At 61.7% G+C, this 13,801-nt stretch carries 9 protein-coding genes; 5 read left to right on the top strand and 4 right to left on the bottom strand.

Annotated elements, in window-relative coordinates; translation table 11 throughout:
* The first annotated feature begins 48 nt into the window (after positions 1-48).
* Complete coding sequence (locus OQ248_RS26080; RefSeq protein ID WP_265814569.1) at positions 49-1,119, top strand: autotransporter outer membrane beta-barrel domain-containing protein; 1,071 nt, start codon at positions 49-51, stop codon at positions 1,117-1,119.
* Between the two features lie 90 nt (positions 1,120-1,209).
* Here OQ248_RS26080 and glgB read toward each other — a convergent pair whose 3' ends face one another.
* From glgB to OQ248_RS26095, 3 genes are read right to left on the bottom strand one after another with little or no spacing between them, the layout of a single operon-like run.
* Positions 1,210-3,441: a 1,4-alpha-glucan branching protein GlgB gene (glgB, locus tag OQ248_RS26085; protein WP_265814570.1), complete on the bottom strand. Its 2,232-nt coding sequence runs from the start codon at positions 3,439-3,441 to the stop codon at positions 1,210-1,212.
* A gap of 2 nt (positions 3,442-3,443) precedes the next feature.
* Positions 3,444-6,785, bottom strand: a complete 3,342-nt coding sequence (gene treS, locus OQ248_RS26090; protein ID WP_265814571.1) for a maltose alpha-D-glucosyltransferase — start codon at positions 6,783-6,785, stop codon at positions 3,444-3,446.
* A gap of 39 nt (positions 6,786-6,824) precedes the next feature.
* On the bottom strand, positions 6,825-8,822 hold the full coding sequence (locus OQ248_RS26095; protein ID WP_265814572.1) for an alpha-1,4-glucan--maltose-1-phosphate maltosyltransferase: 1,998 nt from the start codon (positions 8,820-8,822) through the stop codon (positions 6,825-6,827).
* A gap of 218 nt (positions 8,823-9,040) precedes the next feature.
* Between OQ248_RS26095 and OQ248_RS26100 the strand changes: the two genes are divergently transcribed.
* The 4 genes from OQ248_RS26100 to mapR all read left to right on the top strand — a co-directional run bounded on the left by OQ248_RS26100 (position 9,041) and on the right by mapR (position 12,830).
* Positions 9,041-9,199 (top strand): hypothetical protein, encoded by a 159-nt coding sequence (locus OQ248_RS26100; RefSeq protein ID WP_167443771.1) that lies wholly within the window; start codon positions 9,041-9,043, stop codon positions 9,197-9,199.
* A gap of 90 nt (positions 9,200-9,289) precedes the next feature.
* Positions 9,290-9,523 carry a DUF3203 family protein gene (locus OQ248_RS26105; protein ID WP_085708222.1) on the top strand — a complete coding sequence of 78 codons (234 nt, stop codon included), beginning with the start codon at positions 9,290-9,292 and terminating at the stop codon, positions 9,521-9,523.
* Positions 9,524-9,718: 195 nt separating this feature from the next.
* On the top strand, positions 9,719-11,149 hold the full coding sequence (ccoG, locus tag OQ248_RS26110) for a cytochrome c oxidase accessory protein CcoG (RefSeq protein ID WP_265814573.1): 1,431 nt from the start codon (positions 9,719-9,721) through the stop codon (positions 11,147-11,149).
* Between the two features lie 271 nt (positions 11,150-11,420).
* Positions 11,421-12,830, top strand: a complete 1,410-nt coding sequence (gene mapR, locus OQ248_RS26115) for a GntR family transcriptional regulator MpaR (RefSeq protein ID WP_085708224.1) — start codon at positions 11,421-11,423, stop codon at positions 12,828-12,830.
* 148 nt (positions 12,831-12,978) lie between these two features.
* Here mapR and OQ248_RS26120 read toward each other — a convergent pair whose 3' ends face one another.
* Complete coding sequence (locus OQ248_RS26120) at positions 12,979-13,725, bottom strand: SDR family oxidoreductase (protein ID WP_085708225.1); 747 nt, start codon at positions 13,723-13,725, stop codon at positions 12,979-12,981.
* Positions 13,726-13,801 lie beyond the last annotated feature (76 nt).

The following is a 13,801-nucleotide window of genomic DNA, read 5'->3' on the forward strand; positions in this document are numbered from 1 at the left end:
GAGAGACGCCAAGGCGAGATACAGCATGCGCTAGCAAGGTAGACCTTCATGAAAACTTCACTCACCCCACACGAGATCAAAATCACCTTTTGCACCGTTTCAAGTTCTATCTTGCTCTGCTCATCCATGGAGGCGCAGGCGAGTCCTGTGGCGGATGAGACCACCCCCTGGTATCGCCAGGACGTGCCGATCATGACGCTGCCCGCGACCGTCATCACACCCGATTCACAACGCCTGAGCCCGCGCCCTGACCTGCGCGGCACGCATTTGCTCACCGAGGATCTCGCCCCCTCGGACTGGGATCAGCTTTACGGGCAGCCCTCTCGCCTGGCACAGAGCGACATCCTTGGCACCGGGTTTGCGGTGCCCGGCTCGGGGGAAGTCAAAGGGCCAGCCGTGCTGACCTTGCATGGCAGTGGCGGCCAGACTCAGCGCATCGGCCTGATCGGCGGCCTGAATCAGATCCAGGCCAACGGCAGCGGCCTGATCGTCAACCGCGCCCTCGCCGACCCGACCACCGACACCCTCAATCTGCAGGGCCAGAGCCTCGGCGCCTATTACAGCCTCACGGGTTCCGCAGGCTGGCACGTGGATCTGTCGGCCAGCGGCGGCCGGGTCAGTGGTTTCAGCCGCAATGAACAGGGCGCGCGCCTGGCCACGGAAGGCAGCGCGATGACCCTCTCGGTGGAAGGCGGTTTCCCGATCGGACTGAGCGAAAACTGGGTAGTCGAGCCCCAGGCGCAGTTGATCAATCAGCGAATCACCCTCGACACGCCTTACGCGGGCTCGGGCAACGCGTCATCGACTGATATTTCGTCCTGGAGCGGCCGGGTCGGCGCCCGCCTGAAAGGCAGTTACGATCTAAGCGGCCTGCCGGTCGAACCCTACGTGCGCACCAACCTGTGGCACACGGTGTACACCGGCAACGCAGTGACGCTCGATCAGGTGGACAAGATCAGCAGCAGCCGCAAGTCCTCGACGGTGGAACTCGGTCTGGGTCTGGTGGCGAAGGTCACGCCGACCGTGAGCCTGTACGTCAGCGCCGACTACAGCAGTGATGTGGATGACAACGATCTGAACGGGTTGATCGGAAGTCTGGGGGTGCGGATGCGCTGGTAAACACGCGACCACTCGCAAGCCAGCTCCCACAGTGAGTATCTACTACTGTGGGAGCCAGCCTGCTGGCGAAGACGGCGCCTCGGTTGCGGATCAACCCTCGGGCTTGAGGATCAACACCGCCAGCGGCGGCAGATTCAGCTCCAGCGACAAGGCCTGACCATGGCTGGCCACGTCTTCGGTGAACGCACCGCCGCCATTGCCATAGTTGGAGCCGGCATAGGTGTCGGCATCACTGTTGAGCAGTTCCTTCCAGCGCCCGGCAAACGGCACGCCCACCCGGTACGACTGACGCGGCACTGGCGTGAAGTTGGCCACCACCAGCACCGGCGTCCCCTCCTTGCTCCAGCGCAGCCACGCATAGACGCTGTTGATCGCATCGTCACCGATCAACCACTGGAACCCTTGCGGTGCATCGTCCTGCTCGTGCAGCGCCGGCTCTTCGCGGTACAACCGATTCAGATCGCCAACCAGTTTCTGCACGCCTTTGTGCTCGGAATATTGCAGCAGATACCAGTCCAGCTGCTGATCGTGATTCCACTCGCGCCACTGGCCGAACTCGCAACCCATGAACAGCAGCTTCTTGCCCGGATGGGTCCACATGAAGCTCAGATAGGCCCGCAGGTTGGCGAATTTCTGCCAGCGGTCGCCGGGCATCTTGTCGATCAGCGAATGCTTGCCGTGTACCACTTCGTCGTGGGAGATCGGCAGAATGAAACGCTCGGACCAGGCGTACACCAGACCAAAGCTCAACTCGTTGTGATGATGGGCGCGGTACACCGGATCCTGCTGGATGTAATGCAGCGAATCGTGCATCCAGCCCATGTTCCATTTGTAGGCAAAGCCGAGGCCGCCTTGCTGGGTGCTCTGACTGACGCCCGGCCACGCCGTGGATTCCTCGGCGATCACCAGCGCGCCCGGAGCCTCCAGCGCCACCACATCGTTGAGGTGGCGAAGGAAGTCGATGGCCTCCAGATTCTCCCGTCCGCCATGGCGATTGGGCACCCACTCCCCGGCCTTGCGTGAATAGTCGCGATACAGCATCGACGCCACCGCATCGACCCGCAGCCCGTCGACGTGGAAATGCTTCAGCCAGTGCAGTGCCGAGGCGAGCATGTAGCCGTGCACTTCGGTGCGACCGAGGTTGTAGATCAGTGTGTCCCAATCCTGATGGAAGCCTTCCAGCGGATTGCCGTATTCGTACAGCGCGGTGCCGTCGAACTGCGCCAGGCCGTGGGTATCGGTCGGAAAATGCGCCGGCACCCAGTCGAGAATCACCCCGATATCGGCCTGATGGCAGGCGTTGACGAACGCCGCGAACTCGTCCGGCGTGCCGTAACGCGCACTCGGCGCGAATTGCGACAGCAACTGATAACCCCAGGAGCCGCCGAACGGGTGCTCCATGATCGGCATCAGTTCGATGTGGGTGAAGCCCAGCTCCTTGACGTAGGGAATCAAACGCTCGGCCAGCTCCGGCCAGGTGTACTGACGGGCCACTTCGCCCAGATCGTCCAGTTCGCATTGCCAGGAACCGGCATGCAGCTCATAGATCGACAGCGGCGCATTGTGTTGCTGGCGCTCGCGGCGGCCGGTCATCCAGTCCTGATCCTGCCAGTCGATCTGCAACGGTGAAGCGACTTTGGACGCGGTGTCCGGCGGCAGGCTGGTGGCCAGCGCCATCGGGTCGGCCTTGAGCGGCAGGATGCCGTGGGCACCGAGGATTTCGTATTTGTACAGATCGCCCGCCTGCAGGCGCGGAATGAACAGCTCCCAGACCCCGGACGGATGGCGCAGCCGCATCGGATGCCGGCGCCCGTCCCAGACGTTGAAATCGCCCACCACCGACACCCGCCGGGCATTCGGTGCCCACACGGCGAAACGCACACCGTCGACGCCATCCACGGTTTTCAGCTGCGCACCGAGGCAACTGCTGAGGTCGCGGTGATTGCCTTCGGCGAACAGATACAGATCCATTTCACCGAGCAACTGGCCAAAGCTGTAGGGATCTTCCGCGACTTGTTCGCCACCGGCCCAACGCGTACGCAGCAGATAAGGCCGCGCCGATTCGAAATGCCCGACAAACAGCCCCGGCGTCTCGGTCGCCTCCAGCGGGCCGCGCTCTTCGCCGCTGTCCTTGTCCAGCACCGTGACACTCAATGCGCCGGGGAGATACGCCCGGATGAACTGCCCGCCGGCACCATCGCCGTGGGGCCCGAGAATGGAAAACGGGTCCTGATGTTCTGCGCGCACCAGGGCATCGATATCCCTGGCCCCGGGCAGCAAACGCTCTTTAACGTGACCCTGTTCCTTGTTCGAGAAACTCATGACTACTCTCCACCAAGATCGGAAAAGGGTTCCAGCCCCGTCAATAACCCATACAGACCGTGCAACGGCACGGGCAGCCAGGTGGGGCGATTTTCGGCTTCATAGGCCACTTCGTAGGCCGCTTTCTCCAGACCGAACAACGCCAGTGCGGCGTCGGCACCTTCAGGATCCTGCCAGGCATGATCAAGACTAGCTGCCGCTCGCTGATATGCCTCGACAAATGCCTCGCGGGCCTCACGCAGATAACGCTCGGCTACCCGCCGACGCGCCGCTTCGGCCTCGGGACTGTTGTCGACGTTGTGCACGTTGATGGTCATCGCCGCGGCGTAATCGAAGGAACGCAGCACGCCGCTGACGTCCTTGTACGGGCTGTGCTTGCCACGACGCTCGGCCAGTGGCCGCGCCGGTTCGCCTTCGAAGTCGATCAGATACGCATCGCCCTTGATCACCAGCACCTGCCCCAGATGCAGATCGCCATGGACGCGGATGCGCAAACCGCCGGCGGATTTCTTCGCCAGTTCCTGCACATGGGCGAGGATGGTTTTCTTGTGGTCGAGCAGACGAGCGACAAGCTTCTGATCCGCCGCATCGAGATCGCTTTGATGCTGCTTGAGCAGCTTCAGCGCATGTTCGACCTGAGCGCCGACATCCTTGCCGGTGGCCTGCGCATCCTTGGCCGAGCTGACCTGTGGCGCGAAGTCCGGGTTGTCGGTGGGCGCCGCCAGCACCTGATGCATTTCCCCCAGTCGCTGCCCCAGCATTCCGGCAAAATCCTTCAGCTCGCCTAGGGCATTGTAGTGCTGCGACTGTTCGGACACGGCGTCCGCCAGCTCGTCACGCAAGGCCCGTTCGAGGTTGTTCTGCGTCCATTCCCAGGCGTCGCCCTGATTGCTCAAATAGCCCTGAGCAATCATCAGCAGGTTGTCATCACCCTGCCCGTCGCGGCGAATCACCGAGCCCAGCAGCGGGGAGATATTGGCAAATCCGGCGGCGGTCAGGTAAGCGCTCATCTCCAGTTCCGGGTGTACGCCAGAAGCGACTTTTCGGATCAGCTTGAGCACCAGACTGTTGCCGATCACCACCGAACTGTTGGATTGCTCGGCTGACAGATAACGCACTTCCGACTCGCTACCGAGTCCCAGGCTTTCCAGTTGCGGCGTGGCCTCGAAACGGATTTCGCCATCGCTGGAGTCCAGCACCGTGCCACTTTGCATGCCTTGTAAAACCGCACGAATAAACGCTTCAAGGCTGAACGCATCGGTAATCAGCCCGACCTGACGGACCCGACGCACACGGGACAATGCCAGTTGCTGCGGCAACGCCGGCCCGACCTGATCTTCCGAGATAAAGCCGAACGGCAATTGATAACGGCTGGTCTGCCCGCCGCTGCTGACTTCGATCTCGCTGAGCAGCACCGGATGCTGCGCGTCACCGAAACGTACGCCGTAGGCCAGCCGGACGTGCTCGATGGCCGCATCCTTGCCGGCGAACCAGCGGCGGTTCTGCAACCAGTTCGGCAGGATGGCCTGTTCGAGGGTGGCCCGGGACGGCGCCTCCAACAGTTCTTCCATGCGTTTTTTCAGCACCAGCGTGGTGAAGTCCGGCAGGCTCTGCGCCGGTTCGACGTGCCAGCTCGGCATCTGGTTTTCCGCCGCGAGGCCGAACCAGTAGAAACCGTAAGGCGCGAGGGTCAGCAGAAAATTGAGCTGGCCGATGGGCGGAAACGCATTACCGCCAAGCATCTCCACCGGCACCATGCCGACGTAGGCCGACAGGTCCAGCTCCACGGCCTGGGCGCTTCGCGAAACGTTGGCCACACAGAGGATGATTTCATGCTTGCCGTCCGGCCCGGTGTATTCGCGGGTGTAGGCCAGCACGCGGCGATTGGCCGGCGAAAGCATTTTCAGGGTGCCGCGACCGAACGCCTTGGATTGCTTGCGCACCGTCAGCAGGCGACGAGTCCAGTTCAGCAGCGAATGCGGGTCGCCGGCCTGGGTTTCGACGTTGACCGACTGAAAGCCGTACTGCGGGTCCATGATCGGCGGCAGCACCAGACTGGCCGGATCGGCCCGGGAGAAGCCGCCGTTGCGGTCGATAGACCATTGCATCGGCGTGCGCACACCGTCGCGGTCACCCAGATAGATGTTGTCGCCCATGCCGATCTCATCGCCGTAATACAGGGTCGGCGTGCCGGGCATCGACAGCAACAGGCTGTTGAGCAGCTCGATGCGCCGGCGGTCGCGCTCCATCAGCGGCGCCAGACGCCGGCGGATGCCGAGGTTGATCCGCGCACGACGGTCGGCGGCGTAGTAGTTCCAGAGGTAGTCGCGTTCCTTGTCGGTGACCATCTCCAGCGTGAGCTCATCGTGGTTGCGCAGGAAGATCGCCCATTGGCAATTGGCCGGGATTTCCGGGGTCTGGCGCAGGATGTCGGTGATCGGGAAGCGATCTTCCTGGGCCAGCGCCATGTACATGCGCGGCATCAGCGGGAAGTGGAACGCCATGTGGCATTCGTCGCCATTGACGCCCTCGGCGTCGGTGTCGCCGAAGTACAACTGGGTGTCTTCCGGCCACTGATTGGCCTCGGCGAGCAGCATGCGGTCCGGATAATTGGCGTCGATTTCGGCACGGATCTGCTTGAGGACGTCGTGGGTCTCCGGCAGGTTTTCGTTGTTGGTGCCATCGCGCTCGATCAGGTACGGAATCGCGTCCAGGCGCAGGCCGTCGATGCCCATGTCCAGCCAATAACGCATCACCGACAGCACGGCTTTCATGACTTGCGGGTTGTCGAAATTCAGGTCCGGCTGGTGCGAATAGAAACGGTGCCAGAAGTACTGGCCGGCCACCGGGTCCCAGGTCCAGTTGGACTTTTCGGTGTCGAGGAAAATGATCCGCGTGCCGTCGTATTTCTGGTCGTCATCCGACCACACATAGAAGTCGCGAGCGGCCGAACCGGGCTTGGCCTTGCGCGCCCTTTGGAACCACGGGTGCTGATCCGAAGTGTGGTTGATGACCAGCTCGGTAATGACTCGCAAACCGCGCTTGTGTGCTTCGGCGATGAAGCGTTTGGCGTCGGCCATCGTCCCGTAATCGCTGTGTACGCCACGGTACTCGGCAATGTCGTAACCGTCATCGCGCCGTGGCGACGGGTAGAACGGCAGCAGCCAGATAGTGTTGACGCCGAGTTCGGCGATGTAATCGAGCTTGGCGATCAGGCCGGGAAAGTCGCCGATTCCGTCGTTGTTGGAGTCGAAAAAGGATTTGACGTGAACCTGATAGATCACCGCGTCCTTGTACCAGAGCGGGTCCTTGATGAAGGTGGCTGCCTTGGGTTTCTTCGCCATGTGAAACTCCTGTTCAATGCATGAATGCGTCGGCCCGTGTCAGGCAGCGGTGATCCGCCAGATACCGAACGGCTGATAAGCCGGGTCGATCCGCATGAACTGGTACTTGCCGTGCCAGTCCCAGCGATGGCCGTTCATCAGGTCCTCGCCGTGGGTGGTGGCGTCGTCCGGCAGGCCCATTTCCCACAGCGGCAATTCGAAATTCGCCTCCTGCGGGTGATGCGGATCGAGGCTGACGGCCACCAGAATGAAATTGCTGCCATCGGCGCTGCGCTTGCCGAAATACAGAATGTTGTCGTTCCAGGCGTTGTAGATTTTCAGGCCCAAATGGCTGTGCAGCGCCGGGTTCTGCCGGCGGATGCGATTGAGCTGGGCGATCTCGGCGATGATGTTGCCGGGCTGGTTGAAGTCGCGGACGCGGATCTCGTACTTCTCGGAATCGAGGTATTCCTCCTTGCCCGGCACCGGCGCCGATTCGCACAGCTCGAACCCCGAATACATGCCCCAGAGTCCAGAGCCCATGGTCGCCAGCGCCGCACGGATAAGAAATCCCGGGCGCCCCGATTGATGCAGGAACGCCGGGTTGATGTCTGGCGTGTTGACGAAGAAATTCGGCCGGTAGCATTCGCGCCAGGGCGATTCGTTGAGTTCGCTGAAATAGCTCACCAGTTCAGCCTTGGTGTTGCGCCAGGTGAAATAGGTGTAGCTCTGGGTGTAACCGACCTTGCCCAGCCGCGCCATCATCGCCGGGGTGGTGAAAGCCTCGGCGAGGAAGATCACTTCGGGGTGCAAAGTGCGTACGTCGGCAATCAGCCATTGCCAGAACGGCAGCGGTTTGGTGTGCGGGTTGTCGACGCGGAAGATCTTCACGCCCTCCTCGACCCAGCCGACGACGATGTCACGCAGTTCGACCCACAGGCTCGGAATCGCTTCCGGCGCATAGAAGTCGACGTTGACGATGTCCTGGTATTTCTTCGGCGGGTTTTCCGCGTATTTGATCGTGCCGTCCGGCCGCCAGTTGAACCAGCCTGGGTGCTGCTTGAGCCACGGATGATCCTGAGAACACTGAATCGCAAAATCGAGGGCGATCTCCAGCCCATGGTCAGCGGCCGCCGCCACCAGTCGACGAAAATCCTCGCGGGTGCCGAGCTGCGAGTGAATCGCTTCGTGGCCGCCCTCCTCGCTGCCAATTGCGTAAGGGCTGCCAGGATCGTCCGGCCCGGCGGTCAGGGAATTATTGCGGCCCTTGCGATGGCTGCGGCCTATGGGATGGATCGGCGTGAAATACAACACGTCGAAGCCCATGTCCTGAATCATCGGCAACCGCGAGTGCACATCGTTGAAGGTGCCGTGACGGGCAGGATCGTCGGTGATCGAGCGGGGAAACAGCTCGTACCAACTGGCGAACTCCGCCAGCTCACGCTCGACATCCAGCGGAAATTCGGCGCTGATGCTCAGATACGGGCGGTGATCGGCCTCGGCCATCAGTTGCGCACTCTGCGGGTGCAGAAACAGCGCGACCTGCTCGGTTTCGAGCAGGCCGGACAATTCATGGTGCAACGCCGCCAGCCGCTCACTGAGTTGGCCTTCGCTGCGTTCGGCCGCTTGTTGCACCATCGTGCGGCCTTCTTGCAGCTCAAGGCTGACGGGGACGGCGGCCAGGTGTTTTTTCTCCAGTTCGTACTGAAAACTGGCGAACTGATCGATCCAGGCTTCGATCAGGTACAGATAGCGGCCCATGCGCCGGGGCCGGAACCGGCCTTCCCAGCCGTTGTTGCCCTGATCGCTCATGACTTCGCTTTGCCAGACTGCCTCGCCTTCCTCGCGCCAGCGGATGCGCACCGCCAGTTTGTCGTGGCCGTCGGCGAAGATCTTGCTGGTGACCACGATCTCGCGCCCGACCACCGCCTTGACGGCAAACTGCCCGCCATCGAGGGTCGGCCGGGTGTTTTCAATGACAATGCGCGGCAGCAGCAACGCCTGCGACAGCGGGATATGCGGGTTGTAGCTCTGTTCGGAGGGTTTTTCAGCAGTCATTGAGCATCTCTCCTTAACGCCCCAAGGACGCTCGTTTGCCTGTTCGATACTCACGGCCGGACCTGTGCCCGACCATGAACGCTCTCAGGTTCCGAGCGAACCTCGGCGACAAAAGTTCACAGGGATTTGCCCCGCCACAAAATCGGATCGATTTCGCGCAGAAGTGGTCAACCCACTTAAGCACTTCTCACGCCATGTGCCACACGGAGGTTCATCTGATGACGATTCCGATCCCCGCTGAAACGCCCGATCCGAACATCGACAAACCGGTGCTGCCCGAAACCGAGCCGCAGCCGATCCCGGAACAGGAGCCGCCAGGCACCACACCGCCGCCCAAGGAAGAGCCACCGTCGACCATGCCGCCGGTGATTGTCTGATCGCCCGGTGACCATTAATCGGTTGCACAGAACGATCCCCCGGGGCTGCGCCCTAACCTTTCAACACCCCTTGGAAAAAAGGACAGCCCCATGACCGTGCGCATCGAAAACCAGACCTGTTTTTTTGCCACCGAAAACGGCGAACAGATTCGCCTGTGCGGCGACCTGACGGTCATCACCGACAGCGAGAAATCGATGTCCGCCGTGGAAATCGAAGGCCGGCGCATTTACATCACCGAGGCCGAAGCCGATGCCCTGACCGTCGCAGGTGCCAGGGACGGGCGCAAACACCTGAAAGCCACCGACAGTGATTCGGTGATTTGACTGACCCCGGTCAATATCCCGCGCAGCCGTCCGGGATAGGCGTCTGCGCCCCGCTCCGCCAACTGCTTCAAGTTGTCGCAGGGCCGGGCGCAAAACCCATCTGATACGCTTTTTATTGAAATACCTGAGTCTGTTATGCAAACAGATCGGCGCTCATAGTTCACTGGCCTGATGGAGGCTGATGAGCGAACGACCATGAGCGAACGAATCCCCGTCCGAACCGTAGAAGCATCTCCCCAGATAAAAAAAGTACCGGCGCGCCCAATGAAGGCGAAACACGCCACCAGCGACAACCAGATTTTCACCCGCAGCTTCACCGGCCTGTTCCGCACCTTGCGCATGAGCGGTGCGGGGTTTCTGTTCCTGCTGTTTTTCGGCACCGTGTGGCTGAACTGGGGCGGGCGCCAGGCGGTGCTCTGGGACCTTTCCGAAAGCAAGTTCCACATCTTTGGTGCGACCTTCTGGCCGCAGGATTTCATTTTGCTGTCGGCGCTGTTGATCATCGCCGCGTTCGGCCTGTTCGCCATCACCGTGTTCGCCGGCCGGGTCTGGTGTGGTTACACCTGCCCGCAGAGTTCGTGGACGTGGATCTTCATGTGGTGCGAGAAGATCACCGAGGGCGAACGCAACCAGCGCATCAAGCTGCAAGCGGCGCCGTGGAGCCTGAACAAACTGGCGCGGCGTGCGGCCAAGCACACCCTGTGGCTGGCGATCAGCGTGCTGACCGGCCTGACCTTCGTCGGCTACTTCACCCCGATCCGCCCGCTGGCCGAAGAGCTGCTGACCTTGCAGATCGGCGGTGTCAGCCTGTTCTGGGTGCTGTTCTTCACCGCCGCCACCTACATCAACGCCGGCTGGCTGCGCGAGGCGGTGTGCATGCACATGTGCCCGTATGCGCGGTTCCAGAGCGTGATGTTCGACAAGGACACCCTGGCGATTTCCTACGACGCAGCCCGAGGCGAAAACCGTGGCCCGCGCAAACGCGAGGTGAAACCGGCCGAAGCCGGCCTCGGCGATTGCATCGACTGCCAGTTGTGCGTGCAGGTCTGCCCGACCGGCATCGACATCCGCGACGGCCTGCAAATGGAATGCATCGGCTGCGCAGCGTGCATCGACGCCTGCGACTCGATCATGGACAAGATGAACTATGCGCGAGGCCTGATCCGTTACACCTCCGAGCGTGAACTTCAGGGTGGCAAGACGCATCTGCTGCGACCAAGGCTGATCGGTTACGTCGCGGTGCTGGTGGTGATGATCGGCGCTCTCGCCCTGGCCTTGGTCGAGCGGCCAATGGTGTCGCTGGACGTGACCAAGGACCGTGGCCTGTTCCGCGAGAACGGACAGGGCCAGATCGAAAACATCTACACCCTCAAAGTCATCAACAAGACCCAGCAGCGCCAGGACTATAACCTGAGCCTGGTGGACGGCGACGGCTTCCAGCTCCAAGGCAAGACCGAACTGAGCCTGGCCCCGGGCGAGATCGTCGATGTGCCGGTGTCGGTGGCCATGACCACGGAACGCCCGGCCAGCAGCTCGCAGACCTTGAGCTTCAAGATTGCCGACAGTGATGAGCCCGAGGTTTATAGCGTGGCGAAAAGCCGGTTTGTTGCGCCGATGAATCGGTGAGGCTTTAAGATGGCGGCGGTTTCGGGGGCGTGGAGTGTCATTGCGATCCCCCTCACCCTAGCCCTCTCCCAGAGGGAGAGGGAACCGACCGAAGTGTATTTCGATAATCAGTGACCTGAAAAAACCAGTCGATTATGGATTCACTGCAACACGTTCAGGTCGATGTAACTCTGAAGCATCCCACGATCAGTCCCCTCTCCCTCCGGGAGAGGGCTAGGGTGAGGGGCTTTTCCCTGACACTCTACAAATCCAACAAGCACCAAGGCCCCCGATGAAACGCTACGAAAAATTCGCCGACGACATCGCTGAACTGATCCGCTCCGGCGTCCTCGGCCCCGGCCAACGGGTGCCGTCGGTGCGCTACGCGAGCCAGACCTACGGCGTCAGCCCGTCCACGGTGTTCCAGGCCTATTACCTGCTGGAACGTCGCGGCCTGATCCGCGCCCGGCCGCGTTCCGGTTACTTCGTCAACACCCACGCCCCGAGCCCGTTCTCGGAGCCGGTGATCAGCAGCCAGGTCAACGAATCCACCAAGGTCGACGTCAGTGAACTGGTGTTCTCGGTGCTGGAATCGATCAAGGACCCGAGCACCGTGCCGTTCGGCTCCGCATTCCCCAGCCCCGAACTGTTCCCGTTGCAACGCCTGTCACGTTCGCTGGCCAGTGCCGCCCGGGAGATGGACCCGCGCATGGTGGTCACCGACATGTCGCCGGGCAACCCGCAACTGCGCCGGCAGATCGCCCTGCGCTATATGGTCGGCGGGCTGATGCTGCCGATGGAAGAACTGCTGATCACCAACGGCGCCCTCGAAGCGCTGAACCTGTGCCTGCAAGCGGTGACCGAACCCGGCGATCTGGTGGCCATCGAGGCCCCGGCGTTCTACGCCAGCCTCCAAGTACTGGAACGGCTGAAACTCAAAGCCGTGGAAATCCCCGTACACCCGCGCGACGGCATCGACCTCGGCGTGCTCGCCCAGACCCTGGAGCGCCATCCGATCAAGGCCTGCTGGTGCATGACCAGCTTCCAGAACCCGATGGGCGCGACCATGCCAGAAACCAAGAAACAGGAACTGGTGGAACTGCTGAAACGGCATCAGGTGCCGCTGATCGAAGACGATGTCTATGCAGAACTCTATTACGGCCAGCAGGCACCTAAACCGGCCAAGGCCTTCGACACCGAAGGTCTGGTGATGCACTGCGGCTCGTTCGCCAAAAGCCTGGCCCCCGGCTACCGCATCGGCTGGGTGGCTGCCGGACGCTACGCGCAGAAGATCGAACGCCTCAAACTGATGACCTCGCTGTGCGCCTCGATGCCGGCCCAGGCGGCCATTGCCGACTACCTGCAACACGGTGGCTACGACCGTCACCTGCGCAAACTGCGCTACGCCCTCGAAGAACAGCAAAGCGCGATGCTCGCGGCCATCGCCCGCTACTTCCCGGCCCAGACCCGCGTGAGCCAACCGGCGGGCGGCTACTTCCTGTGGCTGGAACTGCCACCGCAGATGGATTCGTTGAAGTTGTTTCAGATGGCACTGGCGCAGGGGATCAGCATTGCGCCGGGGCCGATCTTCTCGCCGACCCAACGCTTCAGGAATTGTATTCGCTTGAATTACGGCAGCCCGTGGACCGAGGCTTCGGAAAAGGCGATGGAGACGTTGGGGCGGATTGTGCGGTCGTTTTGACAGACTGATGGCTCAGCATTGATCCCATCGCGAGCAAGCTCGCTCCCACAAAATCCGGTGTCGTTAACAGAGACAGTGGCCAACACAAATCACTGTGGGAGCGAGCTTGCTCGCGATTGGGCCAGCTCAGGCAATGCAACTCCGGGGTTTAGCGCCCGCCACCGAGATCAACGAAAGTCCCGGTGGCATACGAAGCCTTGTCCGACAGCAACCAGACAATCGCCTCCGCCACTTCATCCGGTCGCCCGCCCCGGGCCATCGGAATCGCCGACTCCAGCTTGCTGACCCGATCCGGATCGCCGCTCAACGCGTGGAAATCGGTGTAGATATAGCCCGGACGCACCGCGTTGACCCGGATCCCCTCGCCCGCCACTTCCTTGGACAGACCGATGGTGAACGTGTCGAGGGCGCCCTTGGATGCCGCGTAGTCGACGTACTCGTTCGGCGAGCCCAGACGCGCAGCCACCGAAGACACGTTGACGATGCTGCCGCCCTGCCCGCCGTGTTTGGGCGACATGCGCAGGATCGCATGCTTGGCGCAGAGGATCGGCGCCAGGACGTTGGTTTTCATGATTTTGAGGATGCGGAATTCGGACATTTCGTCGACCCGCGATTTGTGCCCGACGGTGCCGGCGTTGTTCACCAGTGCGGTGACCCGGCCCAGCTCGGTGTCGACCCGATGAAACAGGCCGATCACTTCGTCTTCGATGCTGACGTCGGCACGTACGGCGATGGCGGTTGCGCCGCGTTCACGCACCTGGTCGAGTACGTGGTGGGCTGCCTGTTCGTCAGACTGATAATTGATGCAGATCCGATAGCCTTGCTCGGCAGCCAACAACGCAGTCGCGGCCCCGATTCCGCGCCCGCCGCCGGTGATCACAATGACTTTGTCCATGCTGGCCTTCCCCCAATGCACACGTAACAGTCGGGGCAAGAATAACCGTCATTGCGGGGTTTTGCATGGCCTGCGT

It is taken from the genome of Pseudomonas sp. COW5 (genome assembly GCF_026240005.1).
GTDB lineage: Bacteria > Pseudomonadota > Gammaproteobacteria > Pseudomonadales > Pseudomonadaceae > Aquipseudomonas > Aquipseudomonas kribbensis.